This window comes from Diaphorobacter sp. ED-3 (assembly GCF_027625375.1).
GTDB lineage: Bacteria > Pseudomonadota > Gammaproteobacteria > Burkholderiales > Burkholderiaceae_C > Diaphorobacter > Diaphorobacter nitroreducens.
In genome coordinates, this window is sequence record NZ_CP115182.1 from 4082115 (window position 1) to 4106107 (window position 23993).

Annotated in this window: 21 protein-coding genes and 1 riboswitch; of the genes, 10 read left to right on the forward strand and 11 right to left on the reverse strand. The window is 69.3% G+C overall.

The features are described from left to right. Nucleotides 1-59 precede the first annotated feature (59 nt). The 6 genes from PCQ86_RS19635 to PCQ86_RS19660 all read left to right on the forward strand — a co-directional run bounded on the left by PCQ86_RS19635 (nt 60) and on the right by PCQ86_RS19660 (nt 8288). Entirely contained in the window at nt 60-788 is a 729-nt protein-coding gene (locus PCQ86_RS19635) for a 16S rRNA (uracil(1498)-N(3))-methyltransferase (protein ID WP_015914679.1), read from the forward strand. Beyond that, nucleotides 788-2215, forward strand: a complete 1428-nt coding sequence (locus tag PCQ86_RS19640; protein WP_270174559.1) for a hypothetical protein — start codon at nt 788-790, stop codon at nt 2213-2215. Before PCQ86_RS19635 ends, PCQ86_RS19640 begins: the two co-directional genes overlap by 1 nt. Further along, the gene (locus PCQ86_RS19645) at nt 2208-2930 is read left to right on the forward strand and encodes a hypothetical protein (protein ID WP_270174560.1); all 723 of its coding nucleotides are present in this window, start codon (nt 2208-2210) and stop codon (nt 2928-2930) included. The genes PCQ86_RS19640 and PCQ86_RS19645 overlap by 8 nt, the downstream gene beginning before the upstream one ends. A gap of 5 nt (nt 2931-2935) precedes the next feature. Further along, nucleotides 2936-5770, forward strand: coding sequence for an ATP-binding protein (locus tag PCQ86_RS19650; RefSeq protein ID WP_270174561.1), 2835 nt, complete (start codon nt 2936-2938; stop codon nt 5768-5770). 74 nt (nt 5771-5844) lie between these two features. Next, a complete protein-coding gene (locus tag PCQ86_RS19655; RefSeq protein ID WP_270174562.1) occupies nt 5845-6936 on the forward strand; it encodes a hypothetical protein in 1092 nt (363 codons plus the stop codon). Between the two features lie 203 nt (nt 6937-7139). Beyond that, nucleotides 7140-8288, forward strand: a complete 1149-nt coding sequence (locus tag PCQ86_RS19660) for a GGDEF domain-containing protein (RefSeq protein ID WP_270174563.1) — start codon at nt 7140-7142, stop codon at nt 8286-8288. 67 nt (nt 8289-8355) lie between these two features. Here the strand turns inward: PCQ86_RS19660 and PCQ86_RS19665 are convergent, their stop codons facing one another. The 7 genes from PCQ86_RS19665 to PCQ86_RS19695 form a co-directional block, all read right to left on the reverse strand. After that, complete coding sequence (locus tag PCQ86_RS19665; RefSeq protein ID WP_015914684.1) at nt 8356-9231, reverse strand: alpha/beta hydrolase; 876 nt, start codon at nt 9229-9231, stop codon at nt 8356-8358. A 14-nt stretch (nt 9232-9245) separates the two neighbouring features. Further along, entirely contained in the window at nt 9246-10709 is a 1464-nt protein-coding gene (locus tag PCQ86_RS19670; protein WP_270174564.1) for a M20 family metallopeptidase, read from the reverse strand. Between the two features lie 82 nt (nt 10710-10791). Next, entirely contained in the window at nt 10792-11850 is a 1059-nt protein-coding gene (locus PCQ86_RS19675) for a GGDEF domain-containing protein (protein WP_270174565.1), read from the reverse strand. Nucleotides 11851-11947: 97 nt separating this feature from the next. After that, nucleotides 11948-13972 (reverse strand): methyl-accepting chemotaxis protein, encoded by a 2025-nt coding sequence (locus PCQ86_RS19680; RefSeq protein WP_270174566.1) that lies wholly within the window; start codon nt 13970-13972, stop codon nt 11948-11950. A gap of 255 nt (nt 13973-14227) precedes the next feature. Then, entirely contained in the window at nt 14228-14812 is a 585-nt protein-coding gene (gene metW / locus PCQ86_RS19685; protein ID WP_011807201.1) for a methionine biosynthesis protein MetW, read from the reverse strand. Continuing rightward, nucleotides 14809-15948: a homoserine O-succinyltransferase MetX gene (gene metX, locus PCQ86_RS19690; RefSeq protein ID WP_252101513.1), complete on the reverse strand. Its 1140-nt coding sequence runs from the start codon at nt 15946-15948 to the stop codon at nt 14809-14811. The genes metW and metX overlap by 4 nt, the downstream gene beginning before the upstream one ends. A gap of 136 nt (nt 15949-16084) precedes the next feature. Beyond that, nucleotides 16085-16663, reverse strand: coding sequence for a TMEM165/GDT1 family protein (locus tag PCQ86_RS19695; RefSeq protein WP_015914689.1), 579 nt, complete (start codon nt 16661-16663; stop codon nt 16085-16087). Nucleotides 16664-16690: 27 nt separating this feature from the next. Then, a riboswitch (yybP-ykoY riboswitch) is annotated at nt 16691-16893 on the reverse strand. A 247-nt stretch (nt 16894-17140) separates the two neighbouring features. Between PCQ86_RS19695 and PCQ86_RS19700 the strand changes: the two genes are divergently transcribed. Together PCQ86_RS19700 and PCQ86_RS19705 are read left to right on the forward strand one after the other, a co-directional pair. After that, on the forward strand, nt 17141-17506 hold the full coding sequence (locus PCQ86_RS19700; protein ID WP_011807204.1) for an RNA recognition motif domain-containing protein: 366 nt from the start codon (nt 17141-17143) through the stop codon (nt 17504-17506). Nucleotides 17507-17748: 242 nt separating this feature from the next. Continuing rightward, entirely contained in the window at nt 17749-18222 is a 474-nt protein-coding gene (locus PCQ86_RS19705; protein WP_270174567.1) for an RNA recognition motif domain-containing protein, read from the forward strand. 73 nt (nt 18223-18295) lie between these two features. Here the strand turns inward: PCQ86_RS19705 and PCQ86_RS19710 are convergent, their stop codons facing one another. Genes PCQ86_RS19710 through PCQ86_RS19725 form a run of 4 tightly spaced genes read right to left on the reverse strand, consistent with a single transcriptional unit; the run spans nt 18296 to nt 21310 of the window. Continuing rightward, nucleotides 18296-19108, reverse strand: coding sequence for an SDR family oxidoreductase (locus PCQ86_RS19710; protein ID WP_270174568.1), 813 nt, complete (start codon nt 19106-19108; stop codon nt 18296-18298). A 5-nt stretch (nt 19109-19113) separates the two neighbouring features. After that, on the reverse strand, nt 19114-19734 hold the full coding sequence (lptC, locus tag PCQ86_RS19715; protein WP_270174569.1) for an LPS export ABC transporter periplasmic protein LptC: 621 nt from the start codon (nt 19732-19734) through the stop codon (nt 19114-19116). Next, entirely contained in the window at nt 19731-20309 is a 579-nt protein-coding gene (locus PCQ86_RS19720; RefSeq protein WP_196994728.1) for a KdsC family phosphatase, read from the reverse strand. Before PCQ86_RS19720 ends, lptC begins: the two co-directional genes overlap by 4 nt. After that, the gene (locus PCQ86_RS19725; RefSeq protein ID WP_270174570.1) at nt 20309-21310 is read right to left on the reverse strand and encodes a KpsF/GutQ family sugar-phosphate isomerase; all 1002 of its coding nucleotides are present in this window, start codon (nt 21308-21310) and stop codon (nt 20309-20311) included. The genes PCQ86_RS19720 and PCQ86_RS19725 overlap by 1 nt, the downstream gene beginning before the upstream one ends. A gap of 48 nt (nt 21311-21358) precedes the next feature. Between PCQ86_RS19725 and PCQ86_RS19730 the strand changes: the two genes are divergently transcribed. After that, nucleotides 21359-23344, forward strand: a complete 1986-nt coding sequence (locus PCQ86_RS19730; RefSeq protein ID WP_011807210.1) for a monovalent cation:proton antiporter family protein — start codon at nt 21359-21361, stop codon at nt 23342-23344. Between the two features lie 70 nt (nt 23345-23414). After that, nucleotides 23415-23969 carry an adenine phosphoribosyltransferase gene (locus PCQ86_RS19735; protein WP_015914697.1) on the forward strand — a complete coding sequence of 185 codons (555 nt, stop codon included), beginning with the start codon at nt 23415-23417 and terminating at the stop codon, nt 23967-23969. Nucleotides 23970-23993: the final 24 nt, after the last annotated feature.

The following is a 23993-nucleotide window of genomic DNA, read 5'->3' on the forward strand; positions in this document are numbered from 1 at the left end:
GCCAAATCGGCCTCCAGCGCTTGTCCATCAAGCGCTGGCAGCTACTATTTTTGAAAGATATGCCCCGTTTTCACTGCCCCCTGCCCCTGGCCGCTGATGCGCAGCTCACGCTGCCGCCGACGGCCGCGCGCCATGTGCAGGTGCTGCGCCTGCAGCCGGGCGACGCGGTCACGCTGTTCAACGGCGAGGGCGGCGAGTGGAGCGCCACCGTCACCCACATGGGCCGCAGCGATGTGCAGGTGCAGGTCGGCAGCCACAGCGCCGTGGAGCGCGAGGCCGCACGCGCCGTGCACCTGGTGGTGGGCATGCCCGCCAACGAGCGCATGGACTGGCTGGTGGAAAAGGCCACCGAGCTGGGTGCCGCGAGCATCCAGCCGATTGCCGCGGCACGCAGCGTGCTCAAGCTGTCCGGCGAGCGCGCCGCCAAGCGCCAGCAACACTGGCAGGCCATCGCCGTGGCGGCCTGCGAGCAATGCGGGCGCAACCGCGTGCCCTCCGTGCACGCGCCGCTGTCCCTGGCCGACTGGCTGCGCCAGCCCCCTGCCGACGCACTCGCACCGGACGCCGCACGCCTGCTGCTGTCGCTGCGCAGCGGCAGCCGCCCGCTGCGGGAAGCCGCGGCCGAGGCGGGCGCCGTCTGGGTGCTGCACGGCCCCGAGGGCGGCCTGACCGCGCAGGAGGAAGACGCCGCGCTGGCCCAGGGCTTTGCGCCGGCCAGCCTGGGCGCGCGCGTGCTGCGGGCGGAAACTGCCTCGGTGGCGGCGCTGGCGCTGCTGGGGCTGGCCTGATGCGCGCACTGGCCCCGGACGACCTGGCGCCACAGGTCGGCGATGACACGCTGGACAACGGCGTGGGCGCAGGCATGGGCGTAGGCATGGGCGCCATCGCGGACTTCTTTCGCGACGCCTACAGTTTTGACGATACCGCGCAGGACTCCCCGCTGCTGTGGCACCTGTCGCGCCAGCAGCCGCTCACGCAGGCGCTGAGCGGCCTGTTCCACGGCCCGGCGGCACTGGTGCAGCTGCGCGTGTGGGTGTTCCTGCAGCTGGCGGCGCAGGGCGACGCGCAACTGCCGCGCGAACGCATCGACGAACTCTTTCACGCGCTGCGCCCCGAAGCGCTGGAGACGGTGCTCAAGCGCCTGCGCGACGTGGGCCTGCTCGCCTGGGACGAGACCCAGCGCAGCTACCACCTGCCCGCGCTGGCCCAGCGCGTGGCCGGCCTGCTGGCGCCGCTGACCAGCCCCGCGCCCGAGGACGACCACGCCGACGGCGGCGAACTCGCCGCCCTGCTGGGCCAGGTGGTGGGCGCCAACCAGCTGGGCAGCGTGGATGCCGGCCAGGTGCAGCTGCTGCAGGCGCAGCTGGCACGCTTGCACGGCGAGTTTGCCGACGCCATCGCCAGCGGCTCCGAGTTCCGCCTGCGCGAGGCGCGCAAGCGCTACGACCGCGCAGCCCAGCTCATCGACCGCGCCTCCGACGCCATCACCGCCATCATCGGCAACAGCCACGGCCACCTGCTGCTGGAGCGCGCGGCGCGCGGCCTGGGCCAGGCGCAGTCGCGCCTGCTGGCCATGGCCAGCCAGTTCAACCGTGCGCTGCAGCAGATGGACCGCCAGCGCGTGACGCTGGGCACCACCGGCATCACCAGCACCGACGTGAAGCGCTGGCTGCAGGCCGCGCCGCAGCTGCACCGCCTGCTGGACGGCGCCGTGGCCCAGCCCACGCAACTGGCCACGCTGGCCCCGCACGAGCTGCTGGACGTGGTGGAGGCCGAGTTCGAACGCGACCGCCCCCAGCCCGCGCTGGCCGAGGCCCTGCCCGGCGCGCAGAGCGCGCCCGCCGGCACGCTGACCGCCGTGGCCCTGCCGCGCGAGCTGGGCGACCTGAATGCGCTGCTCGCCGAATGGGCCCGCGTCGGCGGCCATGCCGATACCGCCCGCACCGCGGCCGAGGCCCTGCTGGGCCCGCGCCCCGGCGCCACGCGCTACGCGCAGCTGGCCTACAAGGCCCAGCTCATGCCCCTGCTGGGCGATCCGCAGGCCGCCGTGCTGCCGGGCCTGACGGGCGAGCTGGCGCGCCAGCCGTGGCGCATCGAATGGCAGCCGCAGGCCGAGCCGCTGGACCACCACCAGGTGGAGCTGCTCAGCCGTGGCCGGCTGGTGCCGGCCGAACCCGACCGCCCCCAGGGCACCGAGGAAGTGAAGAATGGATGACGCCGCCCTGCTGATCGCCGAGCTGCTCACGCGCCGCTGGCTGCCCCGCAGCCACCCGCGTGTGAAGCGCGCGCTGGTCGATGCCGAACTCTTTGCCCAGGTGGAGCAGCGCCTGGCCCAATCCGGCCTGCGCTGGATGGACAGCATCTACGCCGACCACGTGAGCGTGGCCCTCTTGAGCGCCGCGCAGAACGGGGTGATGGGCGAGTCCGGCCTGAACGCCAACAACAACCTGGAGCTGCCGCGCGACGCGCAGGCGCTGCTCATCGTGCTGTGGGCGCTCATCGTTTTACCGAAGCGCGAGCGCCAGACCAGCCGCGTGCAGGAGGCCGACGCGGGCCAGAACGACTTCTTCCCCGGTGCCAAGCCCCTGCCCCAGGCCAGCGTGGCCAGCCCCGTGCTGTCGTACAAGGCGCTGCTGGAGGACTACGGCCCGCAGCTGGGCAAGAAGCTGCGCCTGGACGCCAACCTCAAGCTGCTGGAGCGCCATGGCTTCATCCTGCGCCGCCAGGACGAGATCGCCGAGGGGCCGCTGCTGGACGTGCTGCTGGACTACGACGTGCTCGCCCCGCGCATCCTGGACGGTGCGCTGGCCGACGTACTGCTGCGCGAGCGCGCGGCTGCGCCGGAATCCGAGCCAAATCAGCCTCTAACGCCCGAACAGCAATCGCCAGCAGCTATGAATAACGAAGCATCCACGGTGCAGGAGAACTGACCGCCATGTTCCACCTGCAAACCCTGGAACTCGTTCACTGGGACTACTGCCAGCGCGTGTCGCTGCCGCTGGACGGCTCCATCATCACGATTGCCGGCCCCAACGGCTCGGGCAAGACCACGCTGCTGGACGCCATGCGCACCCTGCTGGGCCTGCGCTGCTCGGCCCCGCGCGACTACCGCACCTATGCGCGCCACGCCGGCGCGCAGACCGCCTGGCTGCGCGCCGTGGTGGACAACCGGCCGCAGGGCCGGCAAAGCTCCAGCCGCCCGTTTGCGCGCCGCCTGCTCTACAGCGACCAGGTCACGCTGGCCTGCCGCATCGACAAGAACGGGGGCGACTGGCAGCGCCGCTACTGCCTGGTGGAGGGCGATGTCTCCATCGAGCAGCTGCTGGACATGCCCGAGAAGGACCTGGGCTTCATGGGCGTGGAGGCCTGGGGCCGCGTGCTGGCCGCCGCCGGCCTGTCGCCGGCGATTGCGCGCGTGCTCTCGCTGGAGCAGGGCCAGACCGACCGGCTGTGCGAATTCAGCCCGCGCGAGCTGCTGCGCCTGGTGTTCGACGTGTTCGGCGACCAGCAGGTGCTGGACGCCTACGACCAGGCGCGCGAGCACCAGCAGCAGCTGGCGCGCGAGATGGCGCAGGCCGAGCGCGAGCTGGACCACAGCCGCGCGCAGCTCTCCGAACTGCACAACCGCGTGACCAACTACAAGACCTGGCAGATGCGCCTGGCCGAGCGCGAGCGCCTGGCCACCGAGGTGCTGCCCGTGCTCGGCTGGTGGGGCGAGCGCGAGCAGCTCACCAAACAATCGCGCGAGCTGCGCCGCCAGAAGGCCCAGCACCGCGCGGCCCTGGCGGAGCAGGCGGTGCAGAACAAGCGCCTGCTGCACCTGCTGGAGGAAGGCACGCGCGCGCAGCAGCAAGCCGAGCAGCTGCGCGCAGAGCGCGACCAGGCGCGCACGCAGCTGGACGAGGCCACACGCCACGAGGCCCCGCTGGAAAAGCTGGCCCAGCGTGAGCAGGAGCTGCTGGCGCTGGTGGACAAGGGCAGCAATGCCGACGAACTGCAGGCCCACCTGGCCCAGTTGCAGGACAAGGAATCGGCGCTGCAGGACGAGCGCAGCCAACTCACCCAGCGGCGCAAGCTGGCCGCCGCGCAGCTCGCCGCGCTCGAAGGCCAGAGCCTGCCGCCGCTGCCGCCCGAGGTGCTGCGCTTTCGCAAACAGCTGGCCAATGCCGGCATCGGCCACCGCTTCGTCGCCGAAACCGTGGAAGTGCAGGACGAGCGCTGGCGCGCCGCCATCGAGGGCGTGCTGCGCGGCCACCGCTGGGTGGTGCTGCTGGACCAGGCCAACGACCTGGCCGAGGCCTGGGAGCTGGGCGAGCGCGAGCGCTACCGCCACTACATCGTCGAGCCGGGCAGCGTGGCGCTGAAGGGCGAGAGCGGCACGCTGCTGGAGCATGTGCGCTTCACCGCGCCCGTGCCGCGCTGGCTGGTGCAGCAACTGCAGAACCTGCGCTGCGTGGCCGACCCGCGCGAGGGCAAGAAGCTGGGCGGCACCTGGATCACACCCCAGGCCTACATGCACGACGGGCGCGGCGCGCGCTCCATGTGGGTGGAGGCGCATGAGCACCAGTTCGGCGCCAGCGCCGTGCAGGCACGCCGCAGCGCGGCCGAGCGCGACCTGGCCCGCATCGATGCCCAGCTGGCACCCGTGCTGGACCAGCTCATGGCCCTCAAGCGCCAGATCACCGACACCCGCCGCGCCCTGGAAGGCCACAGCGCCGCCGAGGAGCTGGCGCGCCGCAGCGACGAGTTTGCCCAGGCGCGCGAACAGTTGCCCGCCGCCAAGCAGGCGCGCGTGGCCGCGGCCCAGCTGTGGCAGCGCCTGGAGCAGGAATCCACCCGCGCCCATGACCGCCACCGCGCCTTCAACGACGAGCACAAGCGCCTGGAGGCGCAGCTGCAGCGCGCGCGCGGCGACAGCGAGCGCGCCGCGCAGGAGTGGAGCGCGCGCCGCCGCCAGCAACAGGGGGCCGTGGCCCGCAGCCAGGCCCAGCGCGCGCAGTTCCCGGCGCGCTGGATCACGCCCGCCGCCATGGGCGCGCTGGTCGACGAATACGTGAACGACACCCAGGCCAAGCTGCGCCTGCATGCCGTGGAGCAGGAGCTGGAGCAAGGCACCTGGGAGCAGGACGCCACCGTGGAAGAACGCCACCGCCGCATGGACGTGACGGTGCGCGAGCAGGCGGCCAGCCTGTCGGACCACCAGGTCAAGAACGCCCAGGCCGCCACGGCGGTGCTGAACGCGCGCGAGAGCTACATCGAGGTGCTGCGCAGCACGGTGCGCCGCTACCGCAAGAACATCCAGGAGCTGGGCCAGCTGGCCGGTGTGGAAGTGGCGGCCGACCTCCCCCTGCTGGAGAACGACGACACCGTGCTCGCCCAGGCGGGCCTGAAAGTGCATTTCGCCTTCGACGGCAAGGGCAGCATCGGGCTGAACGACGGCGAGGCCTCGGGCGGGCAGCAGGTCATCAAGTCGCTGATCCTGCTGGTGGGCCTGCTGAAAGACGAGGAAAGCGGCTCGGGCGGCTTCGTCTTCATCGACGAGCCCTTCGCCCACCTGGACGTGCGCAACATCCAGCTCGTGGGCCACTTCCTGCGCAGCACGCGCGCGCAGTACGTGCTGACCACGCCCATCACGCACAACCTGGAGGTGTTCGAGCCCGCCGAGATCACCCTCGTGACCAGCAAGAAGCCCGCCGGCAGCCGCTGGGCGCCGCCCATCGCCGTGGCCAAGCGGCGCGGCGTGCCGGAGCTCAAACCCCTCAGCGCATGATCGCCCTGCGCACGCAACCCAACGGGAACAGGCGCCGTACGCGGCACGGCGCACCGTGGACGAGCCTGCCAACGTTGCGCCCCGCCCAACAGGCCCTTTTGTGCGACTGGCTGCGCGCCGACGCGGCAGAACGCCAATGGCAGTCCCTGTTGGACATTGCGGGCGCGCAGCGGCTGGAGCTGGCCGAGGGTCTCCTGGATCTGCTGCTGCATGCCGGTGCGCTGCACACCAAGGAACGCTTCATCCACGCCCAGTGGCGCGTCGAACGCATCGTGTGGAGCGATGTGGCCGTGCTGCAGGAGGCCGTGGGCCTGCGCAGCGCAGCCACCCGCGAGAGCGCTCGCCAGCAGTTGGCAGCACAACTGCAGGCCCTGGGCGAGCAGGAGCCCTGGCTAGAAAGCGCTGTGCGCCACTGTCTGGACAGCCGCCAGGGCGAGACGCTGCGCCAGGCGCGCCTGCAGTTGCTGCAAGCCTTGGCCAGTTGGCAGGCCGACCAGCGCTTCGGGTTGCGCCAGGATTTCGCCCAGCACGCGCGCGGCACCACCAAGGCCATCACCCCGACTGAATGGAAATGGCTGCAAGCCCATGTGCCGCTGGAAGCGCTGGGCATCGCCCGCTTCGCGCCGCTGTTGTGGCTGGGCGGCTCGCTCACTCTGAATACGCCCGGGGGCTGCATCGATGTGGCGGCTGCCGGCCTGTGCGGCCTGCCCACGCGCCTGTTTGGCGCGCCGGCTCGGGTGCGGGCGCCCCGCCGCTACTGGCTGATCGAGAACCGTGCAAGCTTCGAGCGCCAGGCACTGGCGGCCGCGCCCGGCACTTGCGTGGTCTGGCTGCCCGGCCAGCCGCCGCAGAGCTGGCGGGAGGCGATGCAGTGGCTGCTACAGCAAGCCCCCGCACCAGCCGATGTGAGCTGCGACCCTGACCCCGCGGGCGTGGCCATCGCGCTGGCCGCAGGTGCGCTGTGGCATGCGGTGGGCCTGCCTTGGCAGGCCCACCGCATGCAGCCGCAAGACTGGGGCGCGGCCCCGCGCCTCCCGCTGAGCGCACACGACCATGCCTGGCTGCAGCGCCTGCAGGCCGACCCCGACCTGCCAGCCACGCTGCGCACCCTGTGCACCGCGTTGCAAACCCAAGGCCACAAAGCTGAGCAGGAATTCTGGCTGTAGCGCAACCGGCGCCGCACTGCACAGCGGCCGGTACCGCCCGTCAACGCAGTCCCACGACAGGGCATCGGGACAACTCATCGCCCCCTGGCAGGCCAGACCTCCAGCTCACGGCAACTACCTATTCTCAGACCGCGCGCGGGCCGCTTACAGTGCACACAGCGTGCGCGGTCCGCAGCCCCGCGCCTCTGAGAAAAGGAGCTTGCGTGAACCAGGAGGCCACGGGCCGCCGCGGCCTTGCCCAGCGGACGCTGGATGCACTCATCACGACCGATCCCCATCAGCGCATCCGCCTGGCCATGGCGGGGGTGTCGGCGCTGCTGATGCTGGGCTGCATCGGGGCGATGCACCTGGTGGCCGCCGCCGGCCTGACCTATCCCGTGCCGGTGTACTGGTGGACCCTGGCGTGCGGCGCGGGCATCACCACGGTGTTCGTGCTCATCCGCAGCGGCGCCAGCCGGCGCTTTGCCGACCCGTCGCTCACGCTGTTCCAGATCGTCTATGCGATTGCCTGCAACGCGGCGGCCTATGTGATCGCCGGCCCCGCGCGCGGCATTGCGCCGCCCATTCTCGCGGTCATCATGATGTTCGGCGTCTTCGGGCTCACCCCCCGCCAGATGGTGGGCGTGGCGCTCTACGGGCTGGTGGCCTTTGGTGCAGCGGGCGCCGTGGTGCAGTGGTGGCATCCGGCTTGGCTATCGCCCGACAGCCAGCCCCCGGCGCTGTCGGCGGCCTACCTGGTCATGATCGCGGTGGTGCTGGCCAGCAGCACCTTTCTCACCACGCGCGTGCACAGCGCGCGGGCCCGCCTGCGCAGCCAACAGCGCGAGCTGGCCGCCGCCGTGGAGCAGATCCGCGAACTGGCCGTCCGCGACGAGCTCACAGGCCTGCCCAACCGCCGCTGCATGCTGGAGATGATGCGGCTGGAGCATGCGCGCGCGCAGCGCAGCCGGCAGCCCCTGCTGCTGGCGCAGCTGGACCTGGACCATTTCAAGGCGGTGAACGACACGCACGGCCATGCGGCCGGCGACGTGGCGCTGCAGTCGTTCGCGCAGACGGTGCACGGCTGCGTGCGGGCCAGCGACCTCCTGGCGCGCTGGGGCGGCGAGGAGTTCCTGCTGCTCATGGCCAATACCCACCCGGCGGACGGCACGCGTCTGCTGGAGCGCGTGCGCGCCACCGTGGCCGCCACGCCCGTGGCCCTGCCAGGCGGCATGCAGCTGTCTCTGACGGTGTCGGTCGGGCTGGCGGAACTGGCCCACGGCGAGAGCACCGCCGCGCTGCTGCAGCGCGCGGACGCGGCCCTCTACGGCGCCAAGCGCCTGGGGCGCAACCGCGTGCTGCTCGCGCACTGAGGGCGGGTTTGCTCCTAAAAAAGTAGCTGCTAGCACTTGCTAAACAAGCGCCGCAGGCCGATTTGGCTCAAGCCGCCACGGGCTGCGCCCGGCGCACCGGGCAGCGCTGCTCCAGCCACGATTCCAATTGCGCGAACACGGGCGCCGCGTCGCGCTCGTTGAAGATCTCGTGGTACAGCCCCGCAAAGCCCTGGGCATGCACCACGGCCGGGGGCGCCGCTGCCGCGAAGGCACGGCTGCCCGCGGGATTGACGATGCGGTCGTCCTCGCCCCACAGCAGCAGCGTAGGAACCGTCCAGCGCGCGGCGCGCGCCAGCGTGGCGGGGCCGGCATCGGCAATGAAGCGCGCCAACCGCGCGCTGATGCGGTCGTGGCAACGCCGGTCGGCCCGGTAGGCGGCCACCACGGCCGGGTCGTGCGACAGGTGTTCAGGGTTCAGGCCGTTGCCCACGCGCAGGTTGGGCACCAGCCGGGGCAGCGTGGCCAGCAGCAGCTTTTGCAGCGGGTTCATGAAAGTGGCCAGCGCGGGCGACGAGAGCACCAGCGCATCCACGGGGCGCACGCCCCGCGCCACGAAGCTCGCCGCCACCAGCCCGCCCATGCTGTGGCCCAGCAGCACCAGCGGCTCGCCGGGCCGCAGCCGCGTGCGTGTGGCGTCCACCAGGTCCGCCAGGTCGGCCAGCAGGCGCAGGTCGCTGGTGAGGCCGCCTCGCGGCCCGCCGGAGTCGCCGTGGCCGTAGTGGTCGTAGCCGCGCACGCTGAAGCCCCAGCCGTTCAGGCGCTGGGCCAGGGCCTCGTAGCGCCCCGCGTGCTCGCCCAGGCCGTGCACCAGCAGCACGGCGCCGCGGCGCTCCTGCGCGGGCAGCGGCCAGTCCTGTACGGCGAGGTTCTCGCCGTCGCTGGCGGTGAAGGGGCGCAGCGTGGGTTCGCTCAGTTCCTGCATGGCCGTGCGCGTTTTCAGGCCGGCATGCTGGCGATCACCTGCGCCACGGCCGCGGTGAGCTTCTTGGCGTAGGGCACGTGCAGGAACTCGTTGGGGCCGTGGGCATTGCTCTTGGGGCCGAGCACGCCGCAGACCATCATCTGCGCCGTCGGGAAACCGCGGCTCAGCATGTTCATGAGCGGAATCGTGCCGCCCTGGCCGATGTAGCCGCAAGGCGCACCGAAGTGCGCCTGGCTCGCGGCGTTGAGCGCCTGCTCGAACCACGGCGTGATGGCCGGGGCGTTCCAGCCGCTGGCCGCGCCATCGGGGGCGAAGGTGACCTTGGCCTGGTAGGGTGCGTTGTCCTCCAGCACGGCCTTCATCTCCTGCAGGCAGGCGGCGGCGTCCACCAGCGGCGGCAGGCGCAACGACAGCTTGAAGGCCGTGTAGGGGCGCAGCACGTTGCCCGCGTCCTTCAGGGCGGGGAAGCCCTCGGCCCCCGTCACGCTGAGCGTGGGCTCCCAGGTGCGCTTGAGCAGCGCCTGTACCGGGTCGGTGGTGGTGGGCAGGGCAAACACCGTGCTGCCACCGCAATCGGCATGCGCCCAGGGGAAACGCTTGTAGACCTCCTCGCCCAGGATGGCGGCGGTGGCCCGCGCCTGCGCCAGGCGGTCGGGTGGCACCTCGCAGTGGAAGTGCGCAGGCAACAGGCGGCCCGTGGCCGAGTCCTCCAGCCGGTCGAGCACCTGGCGCATGATGCGAAACGACGACGGCACCAGACCCGATGAGTCGCCCGAGTGCACCCCCTCGGTGAGGATCTGGACCTTGAGCGTGCCGCTGGCCATGCCGCGCAGGCTGGTGGTGAGCCACAGCTGGTCGTAGTTGCCCGCACCCGAGTCCAGGCAGATCACCAGCGCCACGTCGCCCAGGCGGGTCTTCAGCGCGTCGATGTAAGGCAGCAGGTCGGCGGAGCCGCTCTCCTCGCAGGTTTCGATCAGGCCCACGATGCGCGGGTGCGGCACGTTCTGGCGCTTGAGCTCCTGCACCGCGGCCACGCTGGCGTAGACCGCGTAGCCGTCGTCGGCGCCGCCCCGGCCGTAGAGCTTGCCGTCCTCGTACTTGGGTGTCCACGGGCCCAGGTCGCTGCGCCAGCCCTCGAATTCGGGCTGCTTGTCCAAGTGGCCGTACATCAGCACGGTCTGCGTGGACCGCGGCTGGGTGGCCGCCACCTCGAAGAACAGCACCGGAGTGCGCCCCGGCAGGCGCACGATCTCCAGTTGCAGGCCGGCCACCTTTTGCGCCTCGACCCAGTGCGCGGCATTGCGCAGCACGGTCTCCAGGTGGCCCTGTTCGCGCCAGTCGGGCGCAAAGCCCGGCGACTTGGCGGGGATGCGGATGTAGTCGGTGAGCTGCCGCAGGATGTCTTCGTCCCACACCCGCCCCACGCGTTCCAGCGCGAGTGCGGCATCCAGGGCGGCGGCGGGCAGGCGGTCGTTCATGGCAGAACCTCTGTCGGTGCGCAAAAGGCGCAGGATACGCCAACACCCGCCGCCCGGCGACGGCGATCTGCACGCTGCCCTATTAGTCCACCGCCGGTGCGGGCGCGGGGCGCTGTGCCGCCAGCGCCGTGGACTCCACCCGGTTGCGCCCCGCGAGCTTGGCCGCATACAGCGCCTCGTCGGCCCCCTGAACGAGCCTGTCCCAGCCGTCCGCGGGCTGCAGGGGCCCGCCGCAAACGCCGATGCTCACGGTCGCCGGTATCTCCTTGCCGCCACCCACACAGGGCAAACGCTCCACCGCGCGGCGCAGCGTCTCGGCAAGCTCCAGGGCCCCGCCGAGCGGGGTGTGCGGCAACAGGACCATGAATTCTTCACCCCCGTAGCGACCCACCGGGTCCTGCGCCCGCAGGCGCGTGCGCAGCAGGTCCGCCACATGGCGCAGCACGCTGTCGCCCGCCAGGTGGCCATGGCTGTCGTTGACGAACTTGAAGTGATCGATGTCCACCAGCATCACCGCGTAAGGCTCGCGCAGGCGCACGGCGCGGGCCACATCGCGCTCCAGCGCCATGATGAGCGAACGGCGGTTGACCAGCCCCGTGAGCGCATCGTGCGCGGCGAAATAGCGATTGTCGGCATCGGAGCGGTCCTTGCCCATGAGGATGAAGCCCAGCGAACTCAGGATCACCACCACGAAGGCCGCCATGAAGGTGATGGACTGCATGGCGTTGCCCTGCATCAGCCCCTCGACCGGTATGTCGCGCGTGGCGGCGAGCATTCCGCGCACCCCCAGTAGCAATACCTCCATCACCAGGCCCACGCTGAGCAGCGTCGCGCCGCGCAGGGACGCAGCCGGCCGCTCGCGCCACAGGGACCACAGCACCATGCCCAGCTGCAGCGGCGGCACCACGCCCGCCGTGATGATGCGTGCGCGGTAGTCGTCAATGAAGAACGCAAACAACAGCGCCGTCGCCGCGACCGGCACCGCCATGCGGCGCCACGGCAACGCCCGCCCCTGGAACTGGTGCACGGCCGCCAGCACCATGGCGAACGTGCCCGACAGCAGCGTGTTGGCCAGGACGATGCTGGCCCAGTCGGACACCAGGCCGCGCAGGGCGTACAGCACGTACGTGGAGGTGTGCATCATCAGCCCCAGCGCCCACAGGCTGATGCCCTCGCGGCGCCCCGGGCCATGCGCGCAGCGCGCGAGGATAACCGCCCCGCCCCGGCGAGGCCCGCACTCAGGTAAGCGCGAGGGCCCCCACGCGCAGGTCGGCCACCTCAGCCATTGGCGCGGGTGCATGCGCAGGTGCCGCAATCAGGGACGCGTCGCCCAGGGTCGGCCCCAGCCTGAACACCTGCACGGCCGCGGCCAGGCGCGCCGCCTGCTCGCGCAGGCTGTGCGCGGCGGCGGCGGACTCCTCCACCAGCGCGGCGTTCTGCTGCGTCATCTGGTCCAGCTGGCCCACGGCCTGGTTGACCTGGCCAATGCCGCCGGCCTGCTCAGACGCTGCGGCCGTGATCTCGCCAATGATGTCGCCCACGCGCTGCACGCTGCCCACGATCTCGCCCATGGTGCTGCCGGCGTCCTGCACCAGGCGCGCGCCCGTCTCCACCTTCTCCACCGAGGCCTGGATGAGCTGCTTGATCTCGCGCGCCGCCTCGGCGCTGCGGCCCGCCAGGCTGCGCACCTCGCCCGCCACCACGGCAAAGCCGCGGCCCTGTTCGCCGGCGCGTGCAGCCTCCACGGCGGCGTTCAGCGCCAGGATGTTGGTCTGGAAGGCAATGCCGTCGATCACGCCGATGATGTCGGCGATCTTGCGCGAGCTCTGGTTGATGTCGTCCATGGTGGTCACTACCTCGCCCACCACCTGCCCGCCGCGGGCCGCCACCTGCGCGGCGGAGGCCGCGAGCTGGTTAGCCTGGTGGGCCGCATCGGCGGACTGGCGCACGGTGGCCGTGAGCTGGTCCATGCTCTGCGCCGTCTGCGCCAGGCTGCCGGCAGTGGCCTCCGTGCGTGCCGACAGGTCCTGGTTGCCGCTGGCGATCTCGGCGCTGGCGGTGTCGATGCTGTCCACAGCCGTGCGCACCTCTTGCAGCATCTGCACGTAGCGCAGGCGCATGCCTTCCACTTCCCGCACCAGCGTGCCGATCTCGTCGCGCCGCCTGGTCTCGAAGCTCTGCGTCAGGTCGCCCTGCGCGACGAGCGTGATGGCCTGCGTGAGCCCGGTCAGCGGCTGGCTGACGCCGCGGCGCAGCATCACGAACAGACCCACGCCCAGCAAGCCGACGGCCAATGCCATCAATCCCCACACGGCCCAGGTGACGTGGCGCTGGCCGGCCATGGCCTCGGCGTCCGGCACCTCGGCAACCACCCACCATCCGCCCTGTGTCTTGCGCAGCAGCGCCCAAGGGTCCTGCGCGCCGGGCGAATACACCGCCGCCGCGTCGCGCACGAAGCCCTCTGGCGCAGCCACCAACGCCTCGAAGAAGGCCCGTGACTGGGGGAAGGCCTCCAGCACCCGCTGGCCCCGCGCCGTGGGGTGGTACACGAAGCCGGCCTGCTCCAGCCCGGCGCCGGGGTTGATCACGTACACGCCGCCGTGCTCGAAAAAGCGTGTCTGCTCCACCTGCTTTTGCAGCATGGCGTGGAAGATGCTGACGTCATTGCCGATGAACAACAGCGCCACCACCTTGCCTGCCGTGTCCTTGACCGGCAGGTAGTGGCCCATGTAGGGCTTGCCTGCGACCACGGTGATGCCGGTGTAGGGCTCGCCCTTGACGACTGCCGCGTAGGCAGGATCGGCACGGTCCAGCGGCATGCCCTGCTGGCGCTGACCTTGCGCATCTTTCACTGAGGTGGTGATGCGCACGAAGTCGTCGCCCTTGCGCGCAAACACGGTGGCCACGCCGCCGGTCTCGTTGGCGAACTTGTCCACCGCGCTGTAGTCCTCGTTGACCAGCGCGCCGAAGCTGCGCAGCTCCCCCGCGCCCTCGTCGAGTTGCATGGTGGCCTCGAAGTAGCGGCGAAAGCCGCGCATGGTGGCCTGGACCAGCTCACGGTTGGTGTTGTCCGCCGCATCCAGCGAATGGGCGACGGCCTGGGTGGTGCCGCCAATGCTCTGCACCAGCTGCGCCCGCGTGCTGCGTTCGGTCAGAACCGCCAGGGCCAGCCCCACGCCCACCAGCACCAGGGCCACAAGCCCCAGGGCGGTCAGCGTGACCCGGCGGGCAACGGAATGGTGGGCAAGCGAATCGGCGGCCATGCATGTCTCCAGAAAAAGGGGTGCGCCGGGTCGTCCCGGTCTGTCTGGAAATCTACGGCAGGCCTGCCGCTACATCTATTCACAATATCCCTTACGCGGTCTCACGTACCACGCATCCCGCCCAGAGGCCCGGCATCGGGAACAGGGGAATTTTGGCCGCTAGCGCTTATCCATCAAGCGCTAACAGCTACAATTATAATAGCAAAAACCCCGCCGGCGAGAAATGTCCCCTGCGCGCCGGGCTGGACGGTGCGATCAGTCGTGCTCGAAACGGAACACTGCCGTGCCCGCACGCGCATTGGGCAGCCAGCGCACCTCGCGCCCGTCCTGCAGGCCGAAGGCGTCCAGGATGCGCAGCTTGTTCTTGTGCGCCAGCACCTCGAAGTCCTTGAACGTGCCCACGCGGATGTTGGGCGTGTCGTACCACTGGTAGGGCAGGCGCCGGGTGACGGGCATGCGCCCGCGCAGCACCGACACGCGGTTGGGCCAGTGTGCGAAATTGGGGAAGGCGACGATGCCGCTCTTGCCCACGCGCGCAGTCTCGCGCAGCATCACCTCGGCATTGCGCAGGTGCTGCAGCGTATCGATCTGCAGCACCACGTCGAAGCTGTTATCGCCGAACATCGCCAGCCCCTCGTCGAGGTTGAGCTGGATCACGTTCACGCCGCGGCGCACGCAGGCGAGCACGTTGGCGTCGGCGATCTCGATGCCGTAGCCGCTGCAGCCGCGTTCGCGCTGCAGGTAGTCCAGCATCGCGCCATCACCGCACCCCAGGTCGAGCACGCGCGCGCCTTCGGGCACCAGGCGCGCAATGGCTTGCATGGTGGCGTGGTCGCTCATGGTTGTCCTCCCTGCAGCCCCTTGGCAACACTATCAAAATAAGAGCGCACTACGCTCATGTAGCGCGGGTCATCAAGCAAGAACGCATCATGCCCGTGCGGGGCGTCGATCTCGGCGTAGCTCACGTCGCGGCGGTTTTCCAGCAGCGCGTGCACGATCTCGCGGCTGCGCTGGGGCGAGAAGCGCCAGTCGGTGGTGAAACTCACCAGCAGGAACTTGGCACGCGCCACGGCCAGCGCCTGCGCCAGATTGCCGCCATGCTGGCGCGCGGGGTCGAAGTAATCGAGCGCGCGCGTGATGAGCAGGTAGGTGTTGGCGTCGAAATAGTCGCTGAACTTGTCGCCCTGGTAGCGCAGGTAGCTCTCGATCTGGAACTCGATGTCCTGCGTGCTGTATTTCAGATCCATGCCCTCGCGCAACTGGCGCCCGAACTTCTCGTTCATCACGTCGTCGCTCAGGTAGGTGATGTGGCCGATCATGCGCGCGATGCGCAGCCCGCGCTTGGGGATCACGCCGTGGCGGTAGAAGTGCCCGCCGTGAAAGTCCGGGTCAGTGACGATGGCCCGGCGCGCCACTTCGTTGAAGGCGATGTTCTCGGCCGTGAGGTTGGGGGCGCTGGCCACGACCACGGCGTGGCGCATGCGTTCGGGGTACTGCAGCGTCCAGGAAAGCGCTTGCATGCCGCCCAGGCTGCCGCCCATTACCGCCGCCAGTTGCGCGATGCCCAGGCGGTCCAGCAGGCGCGCCTGCGCATCGACCCAGTCCTCCACTGTGACGACGGGGAAGTCCGCACCGTAGACCTCGCCCGTGTCCGGGTGGCGGTGCATGGGCCCCGTGGACCCGAAGCACGAGCCCAGGTTGTTGACGCCGATGACGAAGAACTGGTTGGTGTCGACAGACTTGCCCGGCCCAATCATGTTGTCCCACCAGCCCTCGCTCCTGGGCTGGCCTGCGTAGCTGCCTGCGACGTGGTGCGAGGCATTGAGCGCATGGCATACCAGTACGGCGTTGGAGCGGTCGGCGTTGAGCGTGCCGTAGGTCTCGTAGGCCAAGGTGTAGTCGCGGATCGAGGCCCCCGACTGCAGCGGCAGGGGCTCGGCGAAGTGCATGGTTTGCGGTGTGGCGATGAACGACATGAAAAAACCCGGCTTCGCTAAACAACGAGGCCGGGTCCGGGTGCGTGCTGGGGTGGCAGGCGTGTCGATCGGTCACGTCTTTAGCTGGATTTGTAAAGCGCCCGCAAGCGGTGCAAATCGGCGCGTCTGCGGGCCATTATGCCAAAGGCGTCGCATCTCCCGCAAACAGCGCCAGCAGGCCCAAGACCAGGAAGATCAACGCAGACACCAGATGCACCACGCGGATCGGCACCTTCTTCACCAGACGATCCCCCAGCCAGACCACGGGCGCATTGGCCAGCATCATGCCCAGCGTAGTACCCGCCACGACCCAGAAGTAGGCGCTGTACTGCGCAGCCAGCATGACGGTGGCGACCTGCGTCTTGTCGCCCATCTCGGCCAGGAAGAACGCCACCAGCGTCGTGCCGAACACGCCGAAGCGCGGCGCCGCACCGTCACCGTCGTCGTCCAGCTTGTCGGGAATCAGCATCCACACCGCCATGGCAATGAAGGAAAGACCCAGCACCCAGCGCAGCACCTGCGGCCCCAGCACGGTAGTCACCCACGACCCCACCGCGCCTGCCAGCGCGTGGTTGGCCAGCGTGGCCACGAAAATGCCCAGCACGATGGGCCAGGGCTTGCGAAAGCGTGCGGCGAGCACCAGCGACAGCAGCTGGGTCTTGTCACCCATCTCGGCAAGGGTGACGATGGCGGTGGAGACGAGGAAGGCTTCCATGGGGCGGTCGCAATAGATTTCCGGCCGGAAGTACATCGGACAGCATTGACCACGCCCCGACTCCGGCCTGATGGATCGGTACGCGGTCAATGGTCTCGCCCGACCCGCTGTGGCAGCGGGTCCCATGCACCATGGCGCCCAAGGGCCCCAAGTCTGTTGATGCATGCATCCTCTCGCGTCGCAGTCGCAGCGGACTAGCGCGGGGCAGGCTACTCCCCAAAGACAGCGGAGGATTGTATCCGGCGGAAGAAGGCACCTTTTTGCCCAGCTAGACACAGTAGTTACCCTGGAAAGTGTTGCAGGCGCGCAATTACGACATCCTTGGGGTTATGGCAATGCTTGATAATGGCCCTGCAGTTCTGCCATGCGGAAGTGCACGCTGCGGTGTCTGGTCAGTTTCGCGTCTTTGAAGTCGTCACAGGTTTGTTGATTGCGTCGGGCTCCATCGCATTTCATGTTTTTTCTAGGAGTCCGATCATGGGCAACAAACTCTACGTGGGCAACCTGCCCTATACCTTCCGCGACCAGGATCTGGAGCAGACCTTCAGCCAATTCGGCGCCGTGCAAAGCGCCAAGGTCATGATGGAGCGCGACACCGGCCGCTCCAAAGGTTTCGGCTTTGTCGAAATGGGCAGCGACGCTGAAGCCCAGGCCGCCATCCACGGCGCGCATGGCCAGAACTACGGCGGCCGCGACCTCGTGGTCAACGAAGCCCGTCCGATGGAACCCCGCCCGCCCCGCAGCGGCGGCGGCTTTGGTGGCGGTGGTGGCTACGGCGGTGGCCGCAGCGGCGGTGGCGGTGGTTATGGCGGCGGCTACGGTGGCGGTCGCTCCAGCTATTGATATTCCGCTGAGTCAAAAAAAGGAGCCTTAGGGCTCCTTTTTTTTGCGTCAGATTGACGACACGTGCGTTGAAAACCCCTTGCATCTTTACAAAGGTTCTGGCGCATAATGTTTTGACGAGGCTATTGCCTCGTAGAGGTTGCGGTGATCCGTCAGTTTTCGCGCATAGGGCGTCATTGTGATTAACTGGCTGCGGGTTCGGGACTCCGTCGCTCATTCCATTGTTTTTGAGGAGTCCCTTAATGGGCAACAAACTGTACGTCGGCAATCTGCCGTACTCGGTGCGTGACCAAGATCTGGAGCAAGCCTTCAGCCAGTTCGGTGCGGTGACCAGCGCCAAGGTCATGATGGAGCGCGACACCGGCCGCTCCAAAGGCTTTGGCTTCGTGGAAATGGGCAGCGATGCCGAGGCCCAAGAGGCCATCAATGGCATGAACGGCCAGTCCCTCGGCGGCCGCAGCATTGTCGTGAATGAAGCCCGTCCCATGGAAGCGCGCCCCCCCCGCAGCGGTGGCGGCTTTGGTGGTGGTGGTGGTGGCGGCGGCTACGGCGGCGGCCGCAGCGGCGGTGGTGGCGGCTACGGCGGTGGTGGCGGCTACGGCGGCGGCGGTGGTGGCCGCAGCGAAGGCGGCTTTCGCAGCCCCTACGGCTCCGGTCCACGTGGCGGCGGCGGTGGCCGTGGCGGCTACGGCGGTGGCGGCAACAACGGATATTGATTTTGGCAGGCGCGGGTAAAAGCGCGCTCCACCATCACAAGGCTCCCTCGGGAGCCTTTTGTCCTTCCAGGCCTCAGGGATTGGAAGATCGGCCCTGCCCCGCGCGATGCTTGCGTGGCCGTCCCGCCAGCAGCCGGTCGAACCAGGCATCCGGCAATATGCGCAGTAGTTTGGCCACTACGCCCATCTGCCAGGGAATCACCCGGTACGTCGCCCCCGCCTCAATGGCACGGAACGCGCGGTCCGCAAATGCCTGTGGCGGCAATAGGAAGGGCATGGCATACCGGTTCTCCCGCGTCAGCGGCGTATCCACATAGCCCGGGCAGATCGTCACCACCTGCACGCCGGTGCCGCGCAGTTCCCCCCGCAGGCTTTCGCAGTAGCTGATCACCGCCGCCTTGCTCGCGCAATAAGCTCCATGGCCAGGCAGGCCCCGGATACCCGCCACGCTGCCGATTCCCACCAGCCGCCCGCCGCCGCGGCGGACCATCGCATCGATGAACGGATGAAAGGTGGCCGCCATGCCCAGGTTGTTGGTCGCAAAGGTCTGCGCCATGACATCGAGGTCGCCGCGCTGCGCCGTGTCCACCCCGACGCTGATTCCCGCGTTGGCCACCACCACATCGGGCAGCCCTTGGCGCTCCAGACAAGCGTGGCACGCCGCGATGACGCTGTCAGGCTGCGCTACATCTGCGCTATATATTTCATAGCTACTTGCGCTTATCCCTACTGCTCTAGCCCAAGATTCGATCATATCGACGCGCCGCGCCACAAGGGCCAACCGCCACCCTGCCCGGTGGTAGCGCTCGGCCAGCGCCTGGCCGATGCCGCTGGAGGCTCCAGTGATCAACACCAGCGGGCGGTCTTGCGGAGCCGAACGCGCCATCTCGGTCACCGGCGCACGGGTGCCGGCATCAGCGTGCCCCGCACGCGGCCGCGCAGTTGCATGACCTGCTCCAGGTTGTCGTAGTCCATGCTGTCGGCGGTGAAAGTGTCAGCGCCGCGCTTGAGTGTTACGGGCTGGTCGGAGCGCACGCGCTCTTCATTCACCCATGCATGCAGGAACTCCCCCTGGAACTCCAGCCGCGGCACTGGCGCGCGGCCTTTGGGGGCAGACGCCTCGCGCGTGACGATGGCATTGCCGTAGAGTTGAACCTCGCTGCCGTCCCCGTTGGACAGCGCACGATTCGCACGGGCGGTAACGACGCGCCCCTCCTCGTTTACCGAGCGCATGCGCGCCTGGTCGATCTCCAGCGTGTCGTTGTCCGCGTAATGGCGCGCCAGGGTGCCGCGGATCTCGCTCTGCAGTCGGCCCGTGGCATCAAAGCTTTTAACCGCAAAGTCGCGCATGTAGTAGTCGGGCTCGTGGCTCACGGGGCGCTCCTGCGCCGGCTGCTGCGGCCGCGGCGCGTTGCGCACCAGCCACCAGGAGCCCAGCGCCAGCAGCCCCATGAGCAGCACGGGCAGGTAGAGCGACAGGCGTTCCCACGCCAGGTGTAGGCGTGAGGTCATGCGGCATGCGCGGCCAACAGACCGGCGTAACGGCCACTGGCGACCAGCAGCAGGTCGCAGAACTCCCGCGCCGCACCCGCGCCACCCGGCGCGGCGGTGACATGGTGGGCGACGGCGCGGGCCTCGATGTGGGCCTGCGCGGGCGCGCAGGCGAAGGCCACACGGCGCATCACCGGCAGGTCGGGCCAGTCGTCTCCGATGGCGGCGGCCTGCGGCCACGACAGGCCCAGCTCGGCCAGGATGGACTCGGCCGCCGGGCGCTTGTCCTCGGTGCCGAAACGCGCATGCATCACCCCCAGCGCCTTCAGGCGCAGCCGCAGCGCCGGTGAATCACGCCCCGTGACCACCGCGGGCGTGATGCCCGCCTGCTGCAGCAGCTTGATGCCGTGTCCGTCAAGCGTATGAAAACGCTTGAGGGTCTCGCCCACTTCAGAGAAATACAGGCCGCCGTCGGTCAACACACCGTCCACGTCGAAGAAGGCGACGCGCACCGGCTGCGCCAGCAGCAGGAGTTGCGGATCGAACTGCAGGGCCGGTTGCAGGGGGGGCAGCGGCGTGGCGTTGGACGGGGACATCAGATCACCTTGGCTCGCATCAGGTCGCCGATGTGCACCACGCCCACCAGCACGCCGTCGTCGTCCGTGACCAGCACGCTGGTGATCGAGTGATGCTCCATGGCCTGCGCCGCATCGGCCGCCAGGGCATCGGCTGCAATGGTGCGCGGGCTGGCATGCATGACGTCCTGGGCGCGCGTCTCGCGCAGGTCCACGCCGGCCTCGATGCGCCGGCGCAGGTCGCCGTCCGTGAAGATACCCACGGGCCGGCCCGCATCGTCTACCACCGCGGTGGCGCCCACGCCCTTGGCGCTCATCTCGCGCATCAGGGTGCTGAAATTGGCATCGGGCGGTACGTGCGGCACGTCGGCGCCCGCGCGCATGACGTCGCGCACATGGGTCAGCAGCTTGCGGCCCAGCGCACCGCCGGGGTGCGACCGCGCGAAATCCTCGGGGCGAAAGCCGCGCGCGTCGAGCAGCGCCACCGCCAGCGCGTCACCCATGGCCAGCTGCGCCGTGGTGCTGGTGGTAGGCGCCAGGTTCAGCGGGCAGGCCTCGCGCTGCACGCTGCAGTCCAGCACCAGGTCCGCGTGGCGCGCCAGGGTGGACTGCAGCCCGCCCGTCATCGCGATCAGCGGGACGCCCAGGCGCTTGAGCACCGGTAGCAGCACGGTGATCTCGCTGCTTTCGCCGCTGTTGGAGAGCGCCAGCACCAAGTCGCCGTTGGTCACCATGCCCAGGTCGCCATGGCTGGCCTCGGCAGGGTGCACGAAGAACGCGGGCGTGCCGGTGGAGGCCAAGGTGGCGGCGATCTTGCGCCCCACGTGGCCGCTCTTGCCCATGCCCATGACCACCACGCGGCCCGTGGTTGCCAACACGCGCTGTACCACCTGCACGAAGCCGCCGCCCAGGCGCTCGCCCATGGCATGCAGCGCCTCGGCCTCCGTGCGGACGGTCTCGCGTCCCAGGCGCAGGGCCTGTTCGGCATTGAAAGACGAGGTAGCGGCAGGAGCGACAGGCATGGATGAATTCTATCGGTCGGCCCACCTGCGGCTCGGCTACGATGAAACATGTCCTCTCTCGCCCTGACCCTGCTTTACCTGCTGGCCGCCGTGCTGGGCGTGGTGGCATGCCGCAGCCTGCGGTTGCCGCCGATGATGGGCTATCTGGCGGCGGGCATCCTCATCGGCCCGCATGCCCTGGCCTTGACGCAGAACTCCGAAGGCGTGCGCCACCTGGGCGAATTCGGAGTGGTGTTCCTCATGTTCACCATCGGCCTGGAATTCAACCTGCCCAAGCTGCGTGCCATGCGCCGCCACGTGTTCGGCCTGGGCCTGCTGCAGGTGCTGGCGTGCATGGCGGCCTTCTCCGCATGGTTGCTGCTGCTGGCGCGGCTGACCGGCGGCGTGTGGGACATGGGCTGGCAGACCGCACTGGCGCTGGGCGGAACGCTGGCAATGAGCAGTACAGCGATCGTCGTGAAGCTGATGTCCGAGCGCGGCGAGCTGGAGAGCGAGCATGGGCGCAGGGTGTTGGGTATTTTGCTGTTCCAGGATTTGGCCGTGGTTCCCATGCTGGTGCTGGTGCCTGCGCTGGGGTCCGAGCCCGAGCAACTGCTGACGGCGCTGGCGGTCGCCCTGCTGAAGGCCACAGTACTCGTGGCGGTACTGCTGGTTGGCGGCCAGCGCGTGATGCGCTGGTGGCTCACGCAGGTGGCGCGGCGCAAGAGCGACGAACTGTTCATGCTCAACCTGCTGCTGGTCACGCTGGGGCTGGCCTGGCTGACCGAACTGGCAGGCCTCTCGCTGGCCCTGGGCGCCTTCATCGCCGGCGTGCTGGTGTCCGAGACCGAATACCGGCACCAGGTGGGCACCGACATCCGCCCCTTCCACGACGTGCTGCTGGGGTTGTTCTTCATCACGGTGGGCATGATGCTCGACTGGCACGTGCTGGTGGAGCGCTGGTCGCTGGTGCTCGTGTTGCTGGCCGCGCCGCTGCTGATCAAGACGGCCATCATCGTCGCGCTGGCCCGCGGGTTGGGGACGACAACGGGCGTATCGCTGCGCACCGCGCTGTACGTGGCGCAGGCAGGGGAGTTCAGCTTCGTGCTGCTGTCGCTCATGCAGGTCCACGGCCTGCTGCAGCCCGCACTGATGAACCCGGTGCTGGCGGCCATGGTGCTGTCCATGCTGGCTACGCCATTCCTCATCCAGTACAGCAACCGCATCGTCATGAAGCTGGTGGCCAGCGACTGGCTGCAGCAGTCGCTGCAGGTGACCACCATCGCGCGCCAGGCCATCAACACCAGCGGGCACGTGCTGATCTGCGGCTACGGCCGCTCGGGGCAGAATCTGGCACGCATGCTGGAGCGCGAAGGCATCGCCTACATGGCGCTGGACCTGGACCCCGACCGCGTGCGGCAGGCCGCCGCCGCGGGCAACTCGGTCGTGTTCGGCGACGCCACGCGCCTGCAGGCGCTCAAGGCAGCGGGCCTGGCGCGTGCGGCCGCCCTGGTCGTCACCTACCTGGACACTCCCGCCGCGCTCAAGGTGATTCACCATGCGCGCACCCACGCGCCACAGCTCCCCGTGGTCGTGCGCACCCAGGACGACTCTCAACTGGAGAAGTTGCAGGAGGCCGGCGCCACCGAGGTGGTGCCCGAGGCCATCGAGGGCTCGCTGATGCTGGCCAGCCACGCACTGGCGTTGGTGGGCGTGCCCATGCGCCGCGTGCTGCGCCTGGTGCAAGACCAGCGCGATGCACGTTACGGCCTGCTGCGCGGCTACTTCCACGGGGCGGACGACGACACGCCGTCCGAACGCGACCAGGAGCGGCTGTACTCCCTGTCCCTGCCCGCGGGAGCCGCCGTGGTGGGGAAGCCGCTGGCCGACCTACCCCTGCATGGCATCGGCGTGCGTCTGGTCAACGTGCGTCGCGCCAGCGGCGCCATGTCCCCGCCCGACGACCGCACGCCCCTGGCCGAAGGCGACACGCTGGTGCTGTCCGGCCATCCCACCGCCCTGGGCCTGGCAGAGGAGAAGCTGCTGCGCGGCTGATTACACTGTGCGCCCTGGCGGTGCCCGGCAGGGTCTGCACATCCGAATCGTTCTCTCTTTTGCCCCACCCATGACAGCCCTTAGCGTCAACGACTACCTGCGCCAGCACATCCGCACCGTCCCTGACTGGCCCGCGCCGGGGGTGCAGTTCCGCGATATCACGCCCCTGCTGCAAAACCCCAAAGTGTTCCGCGTGCTGATCGACGCCTTCGTGCACCGCTACATGGACCGCGCGCTGCGCCCCGATGTGGTGGCCGGACTGGACGCCCGCGGCTTCATCCTGGGCGCGGTGGTGGCCTATGAGTTGAATGTGGGCTTCGTTCCCATTCGCAAGAAAGGCAAGCTGCCTTTCACCACCGTCGAGGAAACCTACGAACTCGAGTACGGCAGCGCGACCGTGGAACTGCACGCGGACGCGGTCCAGCCCGGCGACCGGGTGCTGCTGATCGACGACCTGATCGCCACCGGCGGCACGATGATGGCCGGCAAGAAACTGCTGGAAAAACTGGGCGCGACCGTCATGGAAGGCGCCGCCATCGTGGATTTACCGGAACTCGGCGGCTCGGCACGCCTGCGTGCCAGCGGACTGCCGCTGTACACGCTGGTGGACTTCAGCGGCCACTAGACCGCTGGGCTGCCGCAGTCCCCG